14 protein-coding genes are annotated in these 20,040 nt (G+C 73.2%); 4 read left to right on the top strand and 10 right to left on the bottom strand.

Annotated features, from left to right (window positions below; all coding sequences use genetic code 11):
* The 3 genes from SKED_RS05145 to SKED_RS05135 form a co-directional block, all read right to left on the bottom strand.
* The gene (locus SKED_RS05145; protein WP_012866070.1) at nucleotides 1-1,101 is read right to left on the bottom strand and encodes a substrate-binding domain-containing protein; all 1,101 of its coding nucleotides are present in this window, start codon (nucleotides 1,099-1,101) and stop codon (nucleotides 1-3) included.
* Nucleotides 1,102-1,177: 76 nt separating this feature from the next.
* Complete coding sequence (locus SKED_RS05140; RefSeq protein WP_012866069.1) at nucleotides 1,178-2,320, bottom strand: ABC transporter permease; 1,143 nt, start codon at nucleotides 2,318-2,320, stop codon at nucleotides 1,178-1,180.
* Nucleotides 2,317-3,846 (bottom strand): sugar ABC transporter ATP-binding protein, encoded by a 1,530-nt coding sequence (locus SKED_RS05135; RefSeq protein WP_174269730.1) that lies wholly within the window; start codon nucleotides 3,844-3,846, stop codon nucleotides 2,317-2,319. Before SKED_RS05135 ends, SKED_RS05140 begins: the two co-directional genes overlap by 4 nt.
* A 117-nt stretch (nucleotides 3,847-3,963) precedes the next feature.
* On the opposite strand from SKED_RS05135, the gene SKED_RS05130 reads away from it, so the two are divergent.
* Nucleotides 3,964-5,151 carry an ROK family transcriptional regulator gene (locus SKED_RS05130; protein ID WP_012866067.1) on the top strand — a complete coding sequence of 396 codons (1,188 nt, stop codon included), beginning with the start codon at nucleotides 3,964-3,966 and terminating at the stop codon, nucleotides 5,149-5,151.
* A 16-nt stretch (nucleotides 5,152-5,167) separates the two neighbouring features.
* Here the strand turns inward: SKED_RS05130 and ligA are convergent, their stop codons facing one another.
* A complete protein-coding gene (ligA, locus tag SKED_RS05125) occupies nucleotides 5,168-7,783 on the bottom strand; it encodes an NAD-dependent DNA ligase LigA (protein WP_012866066.1) in 2,616 nt (871 codons plus the stop codon).
* 157 nt (nucleotides 7,784-7,940) lie between these two features.
* On the opposite strand from ligA, the gene SKED_RS05120 reads away from it, so the two are divergent.
* Complete coding sequence (locus SKED_RS05120; protein WP_012866065.1) at nucleotides 7,941-10,028, top strand: prolyl oligopeptidase family serine peptidase; 2,088 nt, start codon at nucleotides 7,941-7,943, stop codon at nucleotides 10,026-10,028.
* A 91-nt stretch (nucleotides 10,029-10,119) separates the two neighbouring features.
* Here the strand turns inward: SKED_RS05120 and SKED_RS05115 are convergent, their stop codons facing one another.
* The 6 genes from SKED_RS05115 to SKED_RS05090 all read right to left on the bottom strand — a co-directional run bounded on the left by SKED_RS05115 (nucleotide 10,120) and on the right by SKED_RS05090 (nucleotide 16,909).
* Nucleotides 10,120-11,472 carry an MFS transporter gene (locus tag SKED_RS05115; RefSeq protein WP_012866064.1) on the bottom strand — a complete coding sequence of 451 codons (1,353 nt, stop codon included), beginning with the start codon at nucleotides 11,470-11,472 and terminating at the stop codon, nucleotides 10,120-10,122.
* On the bottom strand, nucleotides 11,465-12,508 hold the full coding sequence (locus tag SKED_RS05110; protein WP_012866063.1) for a uroporphyrinogen decarboxylase/cobalamine-independent methonine synthase family protein: 1,044 nt from the start codon (nucleotides 12,506-12,508) through the stop codon (nucleotides 11,465-11,467). Before SKED_RS05110 ends, SKED_RS05115 begins: the two co-directional genes overlap by 8 nt.
* Nucleotides 12,505-13,728, bottom strand: coding sequence for a tRNA 2-thiouridine(34) synthase MnmA (mnmA, locus tag SKED_RS05105; protein WP_012866062.1), 1,224 nt, complete (start codon nucleotides 13,726-13,728; stop codon nucleotides 12,505-12,507). Before mnmA ends, SKED_RS05110 begins: the two co-directional genes overlap by 4 nt.
* Nucleotides 13,725-14,963, bottom strand: coding sequence for a cysteine desulfurase family protein (locus SKED_RS05100; protein WP_012866061.1), 1,239 nt, complete (start codon nucleotides 14,961-14,963; stop codon nucleotides 13,725-13,727). The genes mnmA and SKED_RS05100 overlap by 4 nt, the downstream gene beginning before the upstream one ends.
* A 115-nt stretch (nucleotides 14,964-15,078) precedes the next feature.
* Nucleotides 15,079-16,083, bottom strand: coding sequence for an electron transfer flavoprotein subunit alpha/FixB family protein (locus SKED_RS05095; protein WP_012866060.1), 1,005 nt, complete (start codon nucleotides 16,081-16,083; stop codon nucleotides 15,079-15,081).
* A 19-nt stretch (nucleotides 16,084-16,102) separates the two neighbouring features.
* Nucleotides 16,103-16,909 carry an electron transfer flavoprotein subunit beta/FixA family protein gene (locus SKED_RS05090; protein ID WP_012866059.1) on the bottom strand — a complete coding sequence of 269 codons (807 nt, stop codon included), beginning with the start codon at nucleotides 16,907-16,909 and terminating at the stop codon, nucleotides 16,103-16,105.
* A 114-nt stretch (nucleotides 16,910-17,023) separates the two neighbouring features.
* On the opposite strand from SKED_RS05090, the gene glgX reads away from it, so the two are divergent.
* Both glgX and SKED_RS05080 read left to right on the top strand, forming a co-directional pair.
* Nucleotides 17,024-19,492, top strand: a complete 2,469-nt coding sequence (glgX, locus tag SKED_RS05085) for a glycogen debranching protein GlgX (protein ID WP_012866058.1) — start codon at nucleotides 17,024-17,026, stop codon at nucleotides 19,490-19,492.
* The gene (locus SKED_RS05080) at nucleotides 19,489-20,028 is read left to right on the top strand and encodes a GNAT family N-acetyltransferase (RefSeq protein ID WP_012866057.1); all 540 of its coding nucleotides are present in this window, start codon (nucleotides 19,489-19,491) and stop codon (nucleotides 20,026-20,028) included. Before glgX ends, SKED_RS05080 begins: the two co-directional genes overlap by 4 nt.
* The last annotated feature ends 12 nt before the right edge of the window (nucleotides 20,029-20,040 follow it).

Here is a 20,040-nt window from a genome sequence, read left to right as displayed (position 1 = left end):
TCAGGACTCGAAGGCGGAGGGCAGGAACTGGTCGACGTTGTCAGCGGTGACGACCGGTGCGTAGAGCTGGACCTGGCGCGGGACGCCGAGGGAGGCGAGGTCGCTCACGGACTTCTCCTGGACGGCGAGCCGGGCCATCTTGATGCCGTCGGCCGCCTGCGTCGACGGGTAGACGACGGTCGCCTGGAGGACGGTGTCGCCGGCCTCGATGGACCGCATGACGTTGGCCGAGCCGGCACCGCCGACCATGAAGAACTCGTCGCGGCCCGCGCTCTCGATGGCGGCGAGCACGCCGACGCCCTGGTCGTCGTCGTGGTTCCAGATCGCGTCGATCTGCGGTGCGGCCTGGAGCAGGTTGGCGGTCGCGGACTCGCCGCCCTGGATGGTGAAGTCGGCGGCGACGCGGTTGTCGACGTCGAGCCCGCAGCCCTCGAGGGCGTCGGCGAAGCCCTGGCTGCGGTCCTGGGTGAGGGGCAGCGAGTCGATGCCGGCGATCTCGGCGACCACCGCGTCGGGGTTGTCGCCCAGCTGCTCGCAGATGTAGGTACCGGCACTGACGCCCATGCCGTAGTTGTCGCCGAGCACCGTGGCCCGGGCCGCGAAGGGGCTCGAGAACTCCCGGTCGACGTTGATCACCACGATCCCGGCCTCCATCGCCTCGGTCGCGATCTCGGTGAGGGCCGCCCCGTCGAAGGGCAGCAGGACGATGGCGTCGACGCCGTCGTTGATGAAGGTCTCGATCTGGCTGATCTGGAGGCTGACGTCGTTGGTGCCCTCCGCGACGCGGAGCTCGACGTCGGGGTAGTTCTCGGCCTCGGCCTTGGCGGCCTCGGTGATCGCGCCCATCCACCCGTGGTCGGCGGCCGGGGCCGAGAAGCCGATGACGACGGTGTCACCGGAGGCGTCGTTGTCGGAGGCCGCTGCCGGTGCCGCGGCGGCCGACGAGTCGGAGGGTGCGGGGGTGTTGGAGGTGCAGGCCGAGAGTGCGAGGCCTGCGACGGCGAGGCCTGCCACGAGGGCGGGGACGCGTCGTCGGTCGGTGCCGCGCTCCGGGGATCCGATGCGGGCCTGCGGGGTCTGGCTGAACAGTCGAGCGGACATGAGAATCTCCTGTGATCGTCGTCCTGCTGCGGGTCTGGGGTGGTGGTCGGGCACCCGGGAGGGCACCCGGAAGGCGTCAGGTGGTGCGGCTGCGGGTCGCGAACCTCTGCTGGACGAGGACGGCCACGACGATGATCACGCCCTTGACGACGGCCTGCGCCGAGGTGGACATGTTGTTCTGCGTGAACACGTTGGTGAGGGTCGTGAAGATGAGCACACCGAGGACGGTGCCGACGATGGTGCCGCGGCCTCCGGCGAGGAGCGTGCCGCCGACGACGACGGCCGCGATGGCGTCGAGCTCGTACATCTGGCCGTTGGTCGACGAGCCCGCGGTGGTCCGGGCGAGCATCATGACTCCGGCGATGCCTGCGGTGAGGCCGGAGAGCGCGTAGAGGTACATGGTGTGGCGCTTGACCTTGATCCCGGCGAGGCGCGCAGCCTCGGGGTTGCCGCCCACGGCCACGGTGCGGCGGCCGAAGGTCGTACGGTTGAGGAGCACCCAGCCGGCGACCGACACGAGCGCGAACATCCACACGAGCACGGGGACGCCCAGCACCGATGCCCGGAAGACGTCGAGGAACTCCGGGACGCTCACCACCTGGGTCTTGCGGTTGGCGATGATCTCGGCGAGGCCGCGGGCGCCGACCATCATGGCGAGCGTCGCCATGAAGCCGACGATCTTGCCGTAGGCGATGAGGATGCCGTTGATGAGCCCGCAGGCGACACCGACCGCGAGCGCGACACCGACCATGACGAGCCAGTGGGTGTCTCGCGCCATCGTCTGCGTGGCGAGGGTGCTGGCCCACACCGTGGCGAGACCGAGCACCGAGCCGACGGAGAGGTCGATCCCTCCCCCGGTGATGACGAAGGTCATGCCGATGCACAGCACGCCGAGCACGGCGGCGAGCCGGAGGATGGTGAGGGCGTTGTCGAAGCTCGCGAAGCGCTCTCCGCCGGTGACGGCCCCGACGACGCAGAGCAGGACGAGCGCGAGGACGAGGCCGAGGTTGCGGCCGACGGAGCCGTGCAGGCCGGGGAGCCCCTGGTGCCGCGGACTGTCGGTCGAGGTGGTGGCGGGGCTGTCGAGGGGTTCGGGGGTGCTGAGGGCGACCCCGGCGTCGTCGGGGCGATCGCTCGAGGTGCGCGCCCCGCCCTTCGTGAGTGGAGGACCGGTGCGGTCGCCGGTCCCTGACGGGGGTGTGGTCCTGTGCTCGCTCATGCGGCACGTCCTTCCATGACGAGGGCGAGCACGCCGTGCTCGTCGATCGAGTCGGCGGGGCCGGTGTAGACGACGGATCCTTCGGAGACCACGAGGACGCGGTCGGACATGCCGAGGACCTCGTCGATCTCGCTCGAGACCACGACGACGGCGGCGCCGTCGTCGGCGAGCCTGCGGACCAGGGCGTAGATCTCGGCGCGGGCGCCGACGTCGACGCCACGGGTGGGCTCGTCGAGGAGCAGCACGCGGCAGCCGTGCACGAGCCAGCGGGCGAGCAGCACCTTCTGCTGGTTGCCGCCCGAGAGCGTCCGGGCGGTGCGCTCGACGTCGCGGGGCCGCAGGTCGAGGGCGTCGGCCTCCCGCACCGCGGCGGCCCGCTCGTCGCCCTCGTGCAGGAGGCTGCCGCGGGCGAAGCGTCCGAAGGTCGAGAGCGTGATGTTGCGGTAGACGGGCTCGTCGAGGAGCAGCCCCTGGCTCTTGCGCTCCTCGGGGCAGAGCCCGACGCCGGCGTCGACGGCCGAGCCGACGGAGCCGGGGCGGGTCCGTCGTCCGGCGACGTGGACGGTCCCGGCGGTCGCGCGGCGGGCTCCGTAGACGGTCTCGAGGATCTCCGAGCGTCCGGAGCCGACGAGCCCGGCGAGGCCGACGACCTCGCCGGCGTGCACCTCGAAGGACACGCCCTGGAACGTCCCGGCGAGCCCGAGCCCCTCGACGCGCAGGAGCACCTCCGCGTCCCCCGCGAGCGGGGTGCTCGGCGGGAAGACCTGCTCGACGGTGCGGCCCGTCATGAGCCGGATGAGCTCGGGGGTCGGGGTGTCGGCGACCGCGAGGTTCTGGGCGACGGTGCGGCCGTCCTTGAGGACGGTGATGCGGTCGCCGATCGCGCGGATCTCCTCGAGACGGTGCGAGATGTAGACGATCGCCACGCCCGAGGCGGTGAGCTCGCGGACCACCCGGAACAGGTTCTCGACCTCTTCGGAGTCGAGGACCGCCGAGGGCTCGTCCATGACGATGACGCTCGCGTCGCGGGAGAGCGCCCGGGCCATCGAGACGATCTGCTTGCCTGCGGCGGACAGCGAGCCGACGTCCTGGGTGGGCGAGATGCCGGGGTGCCCGAGACGGGCGAGCAGCTCGCGGGTGCGGCGGACGGCGGCCCGGCGGCGGGAGAAGCCCGCGGTGGCGAGCTCGTGCCCGAGGTACACGTTCTCGGTGACGCTCAGGCCGTCGACGACGTCGAGCTCCTGGTACATGGTGGCGATGCCGAGGCCGAGGGCGGCGACGGGGTGCGGGATGGTGACGACCTCCCCGCGGACGAGGACCTGGCCCTCGTCGGGCTGGTGGGCTCCGGCGAGCACCTTGATGAGGGTGGACTTGCCGGCGCCGTTCTGGCCGAGGAGGCAGTGCACCTCTCCGGGGAGGATCTCGAGATCGACGCCGTCGAGTGCACGGGCGCCGGGAAACTGCTTGACGATGCTGCGCATCTGCAGGAGCGGCACTGCTGCTGAGGGTGGGTCCACGGTGACCATGGGTCTGAACCTAGGGGCTACTTCTGTCGACCGTCAAGCAAAAGATGAGAACTTGTTGATCGTTATCCGCTCGTGATCTGCTAAAGTCGCGCTCATCTGCGGCGAGAGGTGGACCCCATGACGGCCGAGGAGGCGCTCCGCGTCGTCCCGCGCACCACAGGCGCAGGCGACCTGTTCCAGCTGCTGCGGGACGGTCAGCCCCGCACCCGCGCCGAGCTCGCCGCCGTCACCGGCCAGGCCCGCTCGACCATCGCCGCCCGCATCGACCTGCTCATGGCCTCCGGTCTCGTGGCCCCCGCGGGCGAGGCCAGCTCGACCGGCGGACGGCCCCCGGCCACCTTCGCCTTCAGCCCCGCGGCCCGCGTCGTGCTCGCCGTCGACCTCGGCGCGACGCACGCGCACCTCGCCGTCACCGACCTGGCTTCCACGGTGCTCGCCGAGCTCGAGGCCCCCATCGCCATCGCCGACGGACCCGACGTGATCCTCGGCTGGGTCGCGCAGACCGGCGAGGAGCTGGTCCTGTCGACCGGCCGCACCCTCGACGACCTGGTCTCCGTGGGCGTCGGGCTCCCCGGGCCGGTCGAGCACTCGACCGGTCGACCGATCAACCCGCCGATCATGCCCGCGTGGGACGACGTCGACGTCCCCGGGGGGCTCAGCGCGCGGCTCGGCGCCTCGGTGCTGGTCGACAACGACGTCAACATCATGGCGCTCGGCGAGCACCGCACCGAGTGGCCGGGCGTGAGCGACCTGCTGTTCGTCAAGGTCGCGACCGGCATCGGCGCGGGCATCATCAGCGACGGCGCGCTGCGTCGCGGAGCCCAGGGTGCCGCCGGCGACATCGGCCACGTCGCGGTGTCGGACCGCTCGGAGGTGCCGTGCCGCTGCGGGAACCTCGGCTGCCTCGAGGCTGTCGCCAGCGGGCAGGCCGTCGCCGCGCAGCTCGCCGCGACGGGCCTCGCCGCGACGTCGTCGAACGACGTGGTGGCGCTCGTGCGTGCCGGCGACCTCTACGCGAGCCGCGCGGTCCGGCAGGCCGGGCGCGACATCGGGACCGTGCTCGCGGGGTGCGTGAGCCTGCTCAACCCGTCGATGATCGTCGTCGGCGGGGTCGTCGCGAGCTCGGGCGAGCACCTCATCGCCGGGATCCGCGAGGTGGTCTACCGTCGCTCGCTGCCGCTGGCCACCCAGCACCTGCGGATCGTCGCCTCGCGGACCGGGAACCGCGCCGGTGTGCTCGGGGCGAGCGCCATGGCCGTGGACCACGTGCTCTCGTCCGCGGCCATCGACGCGCTCATCGGCTGACCCCGGGCGCCCGGGGTCAGCTCAGCGGGGCCTCAACCTCACCGACGGCCGGCTCGCCGTCGACGACCGGCTCCCCGTCGTCGTCCAGCAGCGGCTCTGCCGCCGCGGGCGGTCCCTCGGCGAGGAGCGTGACGAAGCCGGCCTCGTCGAGGATAGTGAGGCCGAGCTCGCGCGCCTTGGCCTCCTTGGACCCGGCGTTCTCCCCGACGACCACGAAGTCGGTCTTCTTCGAGACGGACCCGGCAGCCTTGCCACCACGGACGATGATCGCCTCCTTGACCTGGTCCCGGTTGAAGCCTTCCAAGGATCCGGTCACCACGACGGTGAACCCCTCGAGGGTGCGGACGATCGACTCGTCGCGCTCGTCACGCATCCGCACGCCTGCGGCCCTCCAGCGGTCGATGATCTCGCGGTGCCAGTCGGAGCCGTCGATCTCGACGTCGTCGTCCTCGTCGTGGACCTCGTCCGCGGAGGAGGCCTTGCCCGGGTCCGGTGCGTCCGCGGGAGGCGCTCCGTCGCCGGGGACGGCGTCGGCCGGCAGCTCGACGCCGTCACCGGGGACCGCGTCGGTGTCGGCCTCGTCGGTGTCGGCCTCGTCGGTGTCGGCCTCGGTAGTCGGCGCGGCTGCCACCGGCACAGGCTCGACCGAGGACCGCCCGTTGAACCAGATCCGGACCGCACGCGCGATGGTCGGACCGACGCCCTCGGTGGCGGCGAGCTCCTCCTCGGTCGCGGCCATGATCGCCTCGACCGACTCGAAGGCCGTCGCGAGGGCGCGCGCCGCGGTGGGGCCCACGTGGCGGATCGAGAGGGCGACCAGCACCCGCCACAGCGGACGCGCCTTCGCCTTCTCGCGCTCCTCGAAGAACTTGACCGTGGTGGCCGAGGGCTTGGACGGCGTCTTGGCGGTCGCCTTGGTCCAGAAGAACGGGACCTGCTCCCACACGCCGGTTCCGACGCCGGCCTTCTTCTTCTCGCGCCAGACCAGGACGTCCGCGAGCGCGTCGACCTCGAAGTCGAAGAACCCGGCCTCTGTCTCCAGGACGGGGACCTGGACCGGGACGCCCTCCGCGTCCGCGGACTCCGGCCGGTTGTGCTCGGGGTCCACGAGCGCGATCGCGGCCTCCCAGCCCATCGCCTCGATGTCGAAGGCGCCGCGGCCCGCGAGGTGGAACACGCGTTCGCGCAGCTGCGACGGGCAGGACCGCTGGTTGGGGCAGCGGATGTCGACGTCGCCCTCCTTGGCGGGGGCGAGCGTCGTGCCGCACGACGGGCACTCGGTCGGCATGACGAACTCGCGCTCGGAGCCGTCGCGCAGGTCGACCACCGGGCCGACGATCTCGGGGATGACGTCGCCTGCCTTGCGCAGCACGACGGTGTCGCCGATGAGCACGCCCTTGCGGCGCACCTCGCTGCCGTTGTGCAGGGTCGCCATCGAGACGGTCGACCCGGCGACCAGCACGGGCTCCATCATCCCGAAAGGTGTCACCCGCCCGGTGCGCCCCACGTTGACGAGGATGTCGAGGAGCGTGGTGTTGACCTCCTCGGGCGGGTACTTGTAGGCGATCGCCCAGCGCGGGGCCCGGCTGGTGGCGCCGAGCTGACGCTGGAGCGCGAGCTCGTCGACCTTGACGACGATGCCGTCGAGCTCGTGCTCGATGTCGTGCCGGTGGTCGCCGTAGTAGTCGATCATCTCCTGGACGCCGGGCATGCCCTCGACCACACGGTTGTGGTCGGAGACCGGCACGCCCCACGCCCGGAAGTAGTCGTAGGCGTCGGACTGGCGGCGCAGCTCCGACGGGGTCCCCGCCTCCCAGTGCAGCGCACCGACCCCGTGGGCGTACATGCGCAGCGGCCTGCCGGCGGTGATCTTCGGGTTCTTCTGGCGGAGCGAGCCTGCTGCCGCGTTGCGCGGGTTGGCGAAGGGCGGCTTGCCGGCCGCGACCTGCGCCTCGTTGAGAGCGGCGAACTGGTCGACGAGCATGAAGACCTCGCCGCGGATCTCGATGAGGTCGGGCACCTCTCTCACCGACGCGTCGAGCGCCTTCGGGATCCCCTCGATGGTGAGGACGTTGAGCGTGACGTCCTCACCCGTGCGCCCGTCGCCACGCGTGGCGGCACGGACCAGGCGGCCCTTCTCGTACAGCAGCGCGATGGCGAGGCCGTCGATCTTGACCTCGCACAGGTAGTGCACCTGCGAGGTGCCGATCTCACGGTGCACGCGCTCGGCCCACGCGTCGAGGTCCTCGGCGTTGAAGGCGTTGTCGAGGCTGAGCATCTGCTCGCGGTGGTCGACCGCCGCGAAGTCCGTCGAGAAGGTCCCGCCCACCCGCTGGGTCGGCGAGTCGGGGGTGCGCAGCTGCGGGTGCGCCTCCTCGATGTCACCGAGCTCGCGGAGCAGCGTGTCGTACTCCGCGTCGGAGACCGTCGGGGCGTCGCGGACGTAGTAGGCGAACTGGTGCGCCTCGATGGTCTCGGCGAGCTCGGCCCACCGGGTGCGGGCGGCGCTGAGCTCGGCGCTGGCCTCGGTCGCGGAGCTCGCGCTGCCGCTCGGCGCTGCGCTGCCCGGGCTCGCCTGCTCGTCCGTCTCGGACGTGCCGGCGGGGGGACCTGAAGGCTTCTTCGTGCTCACCGTCCGATTATCCCGCGCACCACCCACATCCGCTCCCCCGACCCGCCTGCCTGCGGCGACGTCCTGGTCGCGGCGTGCGCGAGCGACCGGTCCCCTCGGTGAGCACGCCGGCCCCGCCCGCGGGCGAGCGGCCAGCCGCTGCCCGTAGGGTGGTCCGATGACTGCTGAGAACACTGGGACGACCACTGGGACGAAGGCCCCCGAGGCCACCGCCGACGACCCGCGCCTGTGGCTCGAGGAGGTCGAGGGCGACGACGCCCTGGCCTGGGTCCGGGAGCGCAACGCGGAGACCACGAGCACCCTCGCCGCGACCGAGGAGTTCGCGAGCACGCAGGCCGCGCTCCGGGCGGTCCTCGACTCGGACGCGAAGATCCCCGACGTGTCGCAGGTCGGCGACCACCTCTACAACTTCTGGAAGGACTCGGAGCACGTGCGCGGGCTCTGGCGCCGCACGACGCTCGAGTCGTACCGGACGGCCGAGCCGGAGTGGGAGACCGTCCTCGACGTCGACGCGCTCGCCGAGTCCGAGGGCGAGAGCTGGGTGTGGCACGGTGCGAGCATCCTGCGCCCCGCATACCGCAAGGCCCTGGTGAGCCTGTCCCGCGGAGGCTCCGACGCCGACGTCACGCGTGAGCTCGACCTCGCGACCAAGGAGTTCGTCAGCCCGGAGGACGGCGGGTTCTACCGCCCGGAGTCCAAGGGTGACCTCGCCTGGGTCGACGACGACACCGTCTACGTGTTCACCGACACCGGCGAGGGCTCGATGACGTCGTCCGGGTACCCGCGGGTCGCCCGGCGCTGGCACCGTGGCACCCCGCTCGAGGACGCGACGGTCCTCTACGAGGGCCGGGCCGACGACATGTACATCTCGGCCTTCCGCAGCCACACCCCGGGCTTCGTCCGCGACTTCGTGGCGCGTGCCCTGGCCTTCTACAGCAACGAGCTCTACGTCCTCGCGGCCGACGACTCGCTCACCAAGGTCGACGTGCCGGACTCGGCCGAGGTCGGGTTCAAGCGCGAGTGGCTGCTCGTCGAGCTCCGTGACGACTGGACCGTCGAGGGCACCACGTACCGCTCGGGCTCCCTGCTCGCGACGGGCTTCGACGACTTCCTCGCGGGCGGCCGGGACCTCACGGTCCTCTTCGAGCCCGACGGCTCGACCTCGCTCGCCGGGGCGACGTGGACCAAGAGCCACCTGGTGCTCAACGTCCTCGACGACGTGAAGAACCGCCTGCACGTGCTCACCCCGCCGGCCGACGGCGCGGGGTCGTGGGCGCACAGCGACATGCTCGGCGCACCGAGCATCGGGACCGTCTCGGTCCGCGCCGTGGACTCCGACGCGTCGGACGACGTGTGGCTGGTCGCGACGGACTACCTCACGCCCACCACCCTCTCGATCGCGACGGTCGGGCAGGAGCCCGAGCTGCTCAAGTCGATGCCGGTGTTCTTCGACGCGTCCGGGCTGACCGTCGAGCAGCACTTCGCGACCTCGGACGATGGCACCAAGGTGCCGTACTTCCTGGTGCGCCGCGAGGACCTCGCGCTCGACGGCACCGCGCCCACGCTGCTCTACGGCTACGGCGGTTTCGAGATCTCGCTGACCCCCGGCTACTCGGGCGGGCTGGGCCGGGCGTGGCTGGAGCAGGGCGGCGTGTACGTCGTCGCGAACATCCGCGGCGGCGGCGAGTACGGGCCGCGCTGGCACCAGCTCGCCCTGCAGGAGAACCGGCACCGGGCGTACGAGGACTTCTCGTCGGTCGCGAAGGACCTCGTCGAGCGCGGCGTCACCTCGCGCGCGCACCTCGGCGTGCAGGGCGGCTCGAACGGCGGGCTGCTCACCGGCAACATGCTCACCCAGCACCCGGAGCTCTTCGGTGCCGTGGTGGTGCAGGTGCCGCTGCTCGACATGAAGCGGTACTCGCACCTGCTCGCCGGTGCGTCGTGGATGGCGGAGTACGGGGACCCGGACGACCCCGAGCAGTGGGAGTTCATCCAGACCTTCTCGCCGTACCACCTGTTCGACGCCGACCGTGAGTACCCGCCGGTGCTCTTCACGACGTCGACGCGCGACGACCGCGTGCACCCGGGTCACGCCCGCAAGCTCGCCGCCGCGATGGTCGAGGCGGGCAAGGACGTGACGTACTACGAGAACATCGAGGGCGGCCACGGCGGCGCTGCGAACAACGAGCAGGCCTCGTTCATGCAGGCCCTGGCCTACAGGTTCCTCTGGGAGCGCCTGGCCTGACCCCTGCTCTGCCTCCTCGAGGGACGGGGCGCGACGGCGAGGTACTCCCCGGAGTACCTCGCCGTCGCGCCCCGTCCCTCATGGTGGGAGGTCAGGGCTCGGGGTGGCGGGAGTCGTAGGCGAGGAGGCGGGGCTGCCAGCGGAGCAGGAGCGCGAGGACCACGACGCAGAGGAGGCCTCCGACCACGGCGGCCCAGCCCTCGCCCCACCAGGACGACTGCGCACCGAGGGCGAGGTCGCCGAGCCGCGGACCGCCGGCGACCACCACGATGAACACGCCCTGCAGGCGGCCACGCATGTCGTCGGGGGTCGCGGACTGCAGGATCGTCTGGCGGAACACCGAGCTGATCGCGTCGGACGCCCCGCACAGCGCGAGCATGACGAGCGCCGCCACGAGGGCGACCACCAGCACGTGGTCCGGGGTGGTCCGGCCGGCGAGCACGAGCACGACGCCGAAGCCCGCGACCGACAGCCCCCAGGCGACGATGGCCCACGCGATGACGACGCCCTGCCGGTGCACGCGGGTGAGCCCGCCCGAGAACAGCCCGGCGAGCAGCCCGCCCACGGCGAGCGCCGCGGTGAGCGCGCCGGTCGTCGCCGCTCCCCCGCCGAGGATCACCACGCCGATGGCGGGGAACAGCACGCGGGGCATGGCGAGCACCATCGCGACGAGGTCGACGAGGAAGGTCATCCGGACGTTCGGCCGTGTCGCCAGGTAGCGCAGGCCCTCGAGGACCGACGACAGCCCGACCCGGCGGCGCGCGGCGTCCTTGGCCCCGGCCCGGGGGTCGTCCGCGCCCTCGGCGCCGTCCCCGCCGTCGCCGGCGTGGGACGGCTCGGGCGGCATGCCGGGCAGCTGGACCAGCGCCCACAGGGCCGCGGTGAAGCAGAGCACGTCGACCGTGTAGACGATGCCGAAGCCCCACCGGCTCACGACGAGCGCCGCGACGAGCGGCCCCACCGTGAGGGCGACGTTCCAGGTGATGGTCATGAGGGTGTTGGCTGCCGGCAGCAGCGCAGGGCGCAGCAGCCGGGGGATGATGGCCGACCGTGCCGGGTTGTTCACCGCGAAGGCCGCCGACTGGAGCGCGACGAGCCCGTAGAGCAGCCCGACCGACCCGACGTCGAGCCACGCCTGCGCGGCGAGCAGCATCGTCACGACCCACAGCACCACCGAGGCCGAGAGCGCGACCTTGCGGCGGTCGTAGGCGTCGACGAGCGCGCCGCCGTACAGCCCGAGCAGCACGAGCGGGACGAGCGCGCAGATGCCGAGCACCCCGACGGCGAAGGTCGACGAGGTGAGCGAGTAGACCTGGAGGCCGACCGCGACCACGGTGAGCTGAGCGCCGAGGTTCGAGATGCCCAGGCCCCACCACAGGCGCCGGAATGCCGGCGACTCGCGCAGCGGGGTGGTGTCGGCGAAGAGGCGGCGGCCGCTAGCCACCGGCGCGCTCGGCGAGGATCTCCGCCGCGCGGACCACCGTGCCGAGGGCACCCCGGGCGCGGTCAGGGGTCCGGTCCTCGGTCCACGTCGCGGCGCTGCCCGAAGAGGTGAGCACCACGTCGGCGAGGCCGTCGGCCGGCAGGCCCATGCGACGCCAGGGGACGCTCACGAGGTCCGCGAGACCTCGGACGTCCGCGCCCGCGCACTGCGACACCGTGGCGGGCGGGAGCCCGGCCCACAGCTGCGTGCCACGCTCGACGGCCCGGGCCAGCAGCTCCCAGCCGCGCGGGTCCCAGGCGCCGTCCGCGACGGAGGCGACCTCGAGGCCGACGGCGTCGGCGCCCGAGAGCACGACGGGCGGGACCGCGTCCCAGACCTGGCCGACGTGCACCACCGAGCGCGCACCCGCGGCACGGACGGCGTGGACCACCGGCTCGATGCCCTCGAGGATCTCGGGGCCGCGGACCGCCCGCAGGCGTGAGTACCCGGAGAAGCTGGGGACCACGCCGGCCGAGACCTGCCCGAGGAGCGACTCGTCGACCTGGACGGTGAGCTCGGCGCCGGGTGCCTGCGCGCGGACCGCCGCGAGGTGCTCGGCGATGCCTTCCGCGAGGGCGCCGACCAGCGCGTGGACGGCTCCGAGGTCGGAGAGCACCCGGTCACCCCGGGCGAGGTACAGCGTCGCGGCGAGGGTCCACGGCCCGACCACCTGGACGGTGAGCGGCCCGGAGTACCCGGCGCCGGCGATCGCGAGGGCGTCGAGGTCCTCCCGGAGGAAGGCCTCGGCGCGGTTCGCGTCGACGCCCGGGTGGTCGGCGAGCCTCCACCCGTGCGGGCCGAGCTCGACCGGCATCTCGGGGAGCAGCAGGGCGGTGCGCGCGATCGGCTCCGAGCCGGGGCCGCGCCCGGGGAGCTGCGTGAAGAAGGGCAGGCCGGTGACGCCGGTGGGCGCGGCGGAGAGGTCGCCGAGGATGGTCAGCAGCGACTCGAGGGGGTCCGTCCCGGGCCAGACACCCGGTCCGCTGGCCCCGGTCACGCGGAGCGTGCCGGCTGCGTGGCGGGCTGGGTCTGCTGGGCCGGCTGCGTCTCGGCGCGTCCGGCGCGCGTGGAGGCCACGACCGTCGACTGCCCGAGGACGCGGGTGCCGAGGTAGGCCACGAGCGACTGGCCCGCGGCGACGCCGCGGAGCGTCGCGCCGACGAGCTCGACCTCCATGCCGCCCGTGGCGCCCGAGGCGTCGGGCACGGCACGCACGCGGGCCGGGACAGGCTCACCGTGCGCCCGCACCTGGACCTCGGCGTCGATCCAGCCCGAGGGAGCCGCGGCCGTGGAGCCGGTCTCGGCTCCGTGCGCGGCGAGGACGTCGTCGGCGAGCCAGACGCTCTGGTCACCGGTGATCCGGTCGACCGAGAGCATCTCGGCCGGCCCGACGACCACGGTGTTGGACACCGGCTGGATGTCGAGGACGTACCGGGCCTTGCCGTCAGCCGCCGGGCGCCCGATGGCCAGGCCCTTGCGCTGCCCGACGGTGTACGCGTAGGCACCCTCGTGCTCGCCGAGGACGGTGCCGTCGACGTCGACGATGTCGCCGGTCTTGGTCCCGAGGCGCTCCTGGAGGAACCCCTTGGTGTCGCCGTCGGCGACGAAGCAGATGTCGTAGGAGTCGGGCTTGGCCGACACGCTCAGCCCACGTGCGGCGGCCTCGGCGCGCACCGCGTCCTTGGACTCGAAGGCCCCGAGCGGGAACATGGCGCGGCGCAGGCGCTCCGGCCCCATGACGGCGAGGACGTACGACTGGTCCTTCGCCGTGTTCGGCGAGCGGTGCAGCTCGCGCAGCTCGCTCCCGTCGGGTCGTGTCGAGGTGATCACCTGGGCGTAGTGGCCCGTCGCGACCGCGTCGAAACCGAGCGCGGTCGCCTTGTCGAGGAGCGCCTCGAACTTGATGTGCTCGTTGCACCGCACGCACGGGTTCGGGGTGCGGCCTGCTGCGTACTCCGAGAGGAAGTCGGCCACGACGGTGTCCTCGAACTTCTCGGAGAGGTCCCACACGTAGTACGGGATGCCGAGCACGTCGGCGGCCCGACGTGCGTCGCCCGCGTCCTCGATCGAGCAGCACCCGCGCGAGCCCTCGCGGAACTGGTTGCGGTTGCGGGACAGCGCCATGTGCACGCCGACCACCTCGTGGCCCGCGTCGACGATGCGCGCCGCGGCGACCGCCGAGTCCACCCCGCCGGACATGGCTGCGAGGACCTTCATGAGCTCACCTCTCGATCGCTGCGGTGACGTCGCGTGCCGACGGACGCGAGTCCTGCGGACGTCGCCCGTGCGACGACGTCGGGGAGGACCTCGAGCAGGAGGTCCACGTCGCTCTCCGTCGACGTCGCGCCGAAGGAGAAGCGGAGGGCGCCGCGGGCGTCGTCCTCGTCGATGCCGAGCGCGAGCAGCACGTGCGACGGCTGCGGGACGCCGGCCTGGCAGGCCGAGCCCGTCGAGGACTGCACCCCGGCGGAGTCGAGCAGGTACAGGAGCGAGTCGCCCTCGCACCCGGCGAAGGTCAGGTGCGCGTTGCCGGGCAGCCGGAGCGTGGCCTCGGCCACCGGGTCCGGTCCGCGCAGCGTCGCCGACGGGACGGCGGCGAGGACCCCGGCGACGAGGCGGTCGCGCAGCGCGGCCAGGCGCGGGGCGGCGTTCTCGCGCGCCGCGACGGACTCGGCGACGGCGACCGCGAAGGCACGGATGCCCGCGGTGTCGAGCGTGCCGGACCGGATCCCGCGCTCCTGCCCTCCCCCGTGCAGCACCGGGGTGACGTCGAGCGCGCGGCGGACGAGCAGCGCGCCGACACCGACCGGTCCCCCGAGCTTGTGGGCGGTGAGGGTGAGGGCGTCGAGCCCGCTCGCCGCGAAGTCGACCGGGACGTGACCGACGGCCTGGACGGCGTCGGAGTGCACGGGGATGCCGTACGTGCGTGCGGCGGCGACCACGTCGTCGACCGGCTGGACCGTCCCGACCTCGTTGTTGGCCCACATCACGGAGATCAGCGCGACCTCGTCGGCGTGCGCCGCGAGCTCGGCCCGCAGCGCGTCGACGTCGAGCACACCCCGGGAGTCGACGGCGAGGAGCACGATCTCTGCCCCGGCGTGCTCGGCCATCCAGAACGCCGGGTCGAGCACGGCGTGGTGCTCGACCGCGGAGACGAGGATGCGTCGCCGCTCCGGGTGGTTGACGCGGCGCGCCCAGAAGAGGCCCTTGATCGCGAGGTTGTCCGCCTCGGTGCCCCCACCGGTGAAGACGACCTCGCTCGGCCGGGCGCCGAGGGAGGCGGCGAGGGTCTCGCGGGCCTCCTCGACGACGCGGCGGGCGGCGCGGCCGGCCGAGTGCAGCGACGACGGGTTGCCGACGAGCGCCATCTGCTGCGCGTACGCCTCGATCGCGGCAGGCGACATGGGAGTCGTCGCCGCGTGGTCGAGGTACGCGGAACGGTGAGGATTCACAGTCGACCAGTCTACGAGCCGCTGCCGCCCGCGCGATCCGCGGGGACTGTGACGAGCGCCCGGGTCAGGCTGCCGCGTCCCGCGCGCCCCGAGGGACCCGACCGTGGGGGCGGGCTCAGCCCTGGGTGGCCTTGTGCGCGCGGATCGCGGCGGCGGCCTGCGGGAGCACCTCGGCCAGGTCGCCCACGACGCCGAAGTCGGCGATCTCGAAGATCGGCGAGTCCGGGTCGTTGTTGACGGCGACGACCACGCCCGAGGCCTGCATGCCACCACGGTGGTGCGGGGCGCCGGAGATCCCTGCGCCGACGTAGACGCGCGGGGCGATCGTCACGCCCGTCTGGCCGATCTGGGCGTCGTGCTCGACCCAGCCCTCGTCGACCGCGTCACGGGTGGCGCCGACCGCGGCACCGAGCGCGTCCGCCAGGTCCTCGACCGGGCCGAAGTCACCGAGGGTCCCCCGGCCACCGGCCACCACGGCCGAGGCCTCGGCGAGGGCCGGGCGTCCGCTCTGGTCCGCCGCCGTCGCGTGGGCGGTGCGGGACACGAGCACCGCGGCGGTCGCCGCAGCGGTCGGCTCGACCGCGAGGTGCTCGACCCCGGGGACGACCGGCTCGGCGACGGGCTGCGCGACGACCGAGTTCGAGCGGAGGGTGAGGACCGCGCGCGGGGTGGTCGGGGCGCACTCGACGTCCCAGGTCCCGGCGAAGACGCGCTTGGAGCCGACCACGCCGGACTCGGTGAGGGAGATCCCCGAGGTGTCGTAGACGAAGCCCGCCCCGAGGGTCCGTGCCGCGAGCGCGCCGATCTCGCGGTTGACGAAGGACGAGGTGAGCAGCACGAGGTCCGCGCCCGTGCGGTCGGCAGCCGCGGCGAGGGCCTCGGCAGCGACCGGGGCCAGCCGGGCGCCGACGGAGGCGTCACCGGGCAGGTCGACCACGAGCACCGTGCCGGCGCCGTAGGACGCGGCGTCGGCGAGCGTCGTCTCGGACGGGGCCTCGAGGGCCAGCGCGGTGACGTCGCCCAGGGAGCGGGCGAGGGTCAGCAGCTCGCGGGCCGGCGAGCGGAGGCCGTCGGCCGGGGTGTCGAGCAGCACGAGGACGGTTCGGGGGGAGGCAGTCATGGTCGGTCCGTTCGCTCGGTCAGACGAGGTCGTTGCGGATGAGGTACTCGGCGAGCGCGAGCCCGCCCTCGCCCTTGTCGGTGACGAGCTCGACCTCGGGCCGCGGCGGGCGCGGGGCGCTCTCGACGACGCGGCTGCGGGCGGCCGCCTCACCCACGGCGTCCGGGGCCAGGCCCACGTCGCCGAGGCTCAGGACGGTGATCTCCTTGGTCCGGGCCGCCATGATGAGCTTGAAGTTGGGGTACCGCGGGGTGTTCACGTGGTCGGTCACGGAGACGACCGCGGGCAGCGGCGCGGTGAGGACCTCGGTGAAGCCCTCGAGGTCGCGCTCGATCTCGACCTGTCCGTGCTCGACGGTCAGCCGCGAGGCGAGGGTGAGCTGCGGCAGGCCGAGCTCGGCGGCGACGAGGCTGGTCACGACGGACCCGAGCCCGTCGAGCGCGGCCATCCCGGTGATGACGAGGTCGACCGGTGCCTGCGCATCGAGGGTCCGGACGGCGGCGGCCACGGCCGCGGCGGTGCCGAACACGTCCGAGCCGGCGAGCGCGTCGTCGCCGAGGCGGTACGCGCTGCCGACCCCGAGCTGGAAGGCCTTGCGGAGCGCGGCGTCGGCCTCGACCGGGCCGACCGTGAGGGCGACGACCTCGCTCGTGGCGCGCTCGGACTCGTCGAGGGCCTCGACGATCTGCAGCGCGGCCTCGACGGCGTTCTCGTCCAGCTCGTTGAGCGTGCCGTCGTCGGCGCCGCGCCTGACCCGGCCCGCCGGGGTCAGACCCCGGTCCGAGTGGATGTCCGGGACGTGCTTCACCGGGACGACGATCCTCATAGCGCAGCTCTCTCTTCCATCGCAGTGATCCGGTTGCAGCCTACAACGGTGCCGGGCCGTGACCGTCCCGTGCCGTCGGTCCGGAGAAGGTCTGCGACGGGCCAGAATAGGGTCATGAGCGACACACGAGCCGCCTCCGTCCACGGTCCGGTCCCCCCGTTCGGCGTCCACCTCGACGGGGGTGGGGTGCGGGTCTCCGTGCTCGCGTCGCACGCCACCGCCGTCGACCTGTGCCTGATCGACGTGGTGCACACCGCCCCGGGCGTCGAGCCGCGGTTCACCGAGCGTCGCGTCCGGCTCACCGAGCAGGCCTACGGCGTCTGGCACGGCTACGTCCCGGGCGTGCACGAGGGCCAGCGCTACGGGTTCCGCACGCACGGACCGTGGGACCCGGCCGCCGGGCTGCGCCACAACCCCGCCAAGCTGCTCGTCGACCCCTACGCCCGCGGCCTGCTCGGCGACCTCGACCTCGGTCCGGAGACCTACGGCCACGTGACGCGGCTCGAGGACGTCGTGCCGTCCGCGAGCGCCTCGGACGTGTCGGGAGCGGCCGACGCCTCGGGAGCGGCAGGCGGTCCGGCTCCCGCAGGGGCCACCGGCGACGCGGCCACCGCACGCGCGGCGGGCACCGCCGGCTCCGCGAGCACGGCACCGGGGACCGACCTCGTCGCCCTGCCCGGTGTCCCCCGCACCCGGACCCCCATGCTCGGGCGGCACGTGGTGGGCGACCCCTACGGCCCGGCCGACGACCGCGACTCGCTCGGCTCGGTGCCGCACTCCGTGGTCGTCGGCCCCCGCCACCACCACCCGCCGGTGCGCCGGCCGCAGGTGCCGTGGCGGGACACCGTGATCTACGAGGCGCACGTGCGCGGTCTGACCAAGAACCTCGAGGCGCTGCCCGAGGAGCTGCGCGGCACCTACGCAGGGCTCGCCCACCCGGCGACCGTCGCGCACCTCAAGGACCTCGGGATCACCACCGTCGAGCTGCTCCCGATCCACGCCTCCGTGCCGGAGCCGCACCTCGCGACCAAGGGGCTGACCAACTACTGGGGCTACAACACCATCGGGTTCTTCGCCCCGCACGCCGCCTACGCGACCGCGGCTGCGCAGGCTGCCGGGCCGGGAGCCGTCCTCGACGAGGTCAAGGGCATGGTGCACCTGCTGCACGAGGCCGGCCTCGAGGTGCTCCTCGACGTCGTCTACAACCACACCTGCGAGGGCGGGGCCCCCGGGCAGCACCTCAGCTGGCGGGGCCTGGACAACAGCGTCTACTACGTGCACGACGGTGGCAGCCCGGCGCGGCTTGTCGACCACACCGGATGCGGCAACTCGCTCGACTTCCGGCGTCCGCGCGTGGTCCAGATGGCGCTCGACTCGCTGCGGTACTGGGCGCAGGAGGTGGGGGTCGACGGCTTCCGCTTCGACCTCGCCGTCACCCTCGGGCGCGACGGCGCGGGGTTCACGTCCACCCACCCGTTCCTCGTCGGGCTGCAGACCGACCCGGTGATCAACCAGCTCAAGCTCGTGGCCGAGCCGTGGGACGTCGGGATGGGCGGGTGGCAGACGGGGGGCTTCCCCGCGCCGATGGCCGAGTGGAACGACAGGTTCCGCAACGCGACGCGGTCGTTCTGGCTCTCCGACCCGGCGGCTGCCGCGCACGGTCGTGGCGGGCACGGCATCCGCGAGCTCGCGACCCGGCTGGCCGGCTCGGCCGACCTCTTCGGGCACTCGGACCCGCCGCTGGTCCGCGGCGCGATCGCGTCGGTCAACTACGTCACCGCGCACGACGGCTTCACCATGGCCGACCTCGTGGCCTACGACCACAAGCACAACCAGGCCAACGGCGAGGACGGTCGCGACGGCAGCGACGACAACCGGTCGTGGAACCACGGCCTCGAAGGTCCGGTGCCGAGCGACTCGCTCGGCATGGAGATCGCCCCGCTGCGGCGACGGTCCATCCGCAACCTCATGGGGATGCTCCTGCTGTCTGCCGGCACGCCGATGATCACGGCCGGCGACGAGATCGGCCGCACCCAGCGCGGGAACAACAACGCGTACTGCCAGGACGGCGAGATCTCGTGGACCCGGTGGGACCTCGACCCGTGGCGCGAGGACCTGCTCGAGACCACCCGGCACCTGCTCCGTCTGCGCCGGGAGCACCTCGCGCTGCGGGTCGACGGGTTCTTCCTCGGGCACCCGCAGCCCGACGACGAGCCGGGGCAGCCGGACCTCGCCTGGTACGACGCCGCGGCGTCGCCCGTGTCCCACGAGCAGTGGCACGACACCAGCACCCGGATCGTGCAGATGCTGCGCCGCGAGCGCCGCGGCCACGACGCCGAGGAGGTCGACGACTCGCACGTGCTGCTGGTGCTCAACGGCACGCTCGACGACGTGCACGTGACCCTGGCGGGCCGCGGCAACAGCACCCGCGCGTGGACGCTCGCCTGGGACTCGGCGTGGGAGCGGCCCGACGAGCGCGAGCTCACGGTCGCGGGGGCGCCGCACGACGTCGCCGCCGGGACCGAGGTGCACCTCGAGCCGCTGAGCATGCAGGTCTACCTCGCCTACGAGGACCGCGCGTGACCGGCTCCGAGAAGGCCGGGGCGTCGTCCGCGGCGACGGCCGTCACGGAGGGCGGGCTGGTGTGGGAGGTCGTCTCCCCCGGCTCCGACGCGGCCCGGCGGGTCCTCACCGAGTACTTCGACGACATCGTCGGACGGTACTGGGGGCGGCCGGCGCTGCCCGACGAGGTCGCCGCGGCGATGGCGGACGAGCCGAGCGACGACCTCCAGGGCGAGACGGGGCTGCTGCTCGTCGCGTCGTCGGCCGGGGTGCCCGTCGCCTGCGGCGGGGTGCGCCACGCCGGGGACGGTGACGCCGACCTCACCCGGGTCTACGTGGCGCCGAGCCAGCGGGGGCGCCGGCTGGGTGGCGAGCTCGTCGGACGTCTGGAGGTCCTCGCGGCCGCGGCCGGGGTGCGCACGCTGCGGCTCGACGTGCGCGGCGACCTCACGCAGGCCCGGTCGCTGTACCAGCGCCTGGGGTTCGTCGACGTCGAGCCCTTCAGCGACGCCCGGTACGCCGACCACTGGATGGCCAAGGCGCTGGCGCAGCCGTAGCCGGGTGCAGGT

This window comes from Sanguibacter keddieii DSM 10542 (assembly GCF_000024925.1).
Taxonomy (GTDB): Bacteria; Actinomycetota; Actinomycetes; order Actinomycetales; family Cellulomonadaceae; genus Sanguibacter; species Sanguibacter keddieii.
Note: the sequence above shows the minus strand (reverse complement) of the source record. Positions and strands in the feature narration are given on the sequence as shown.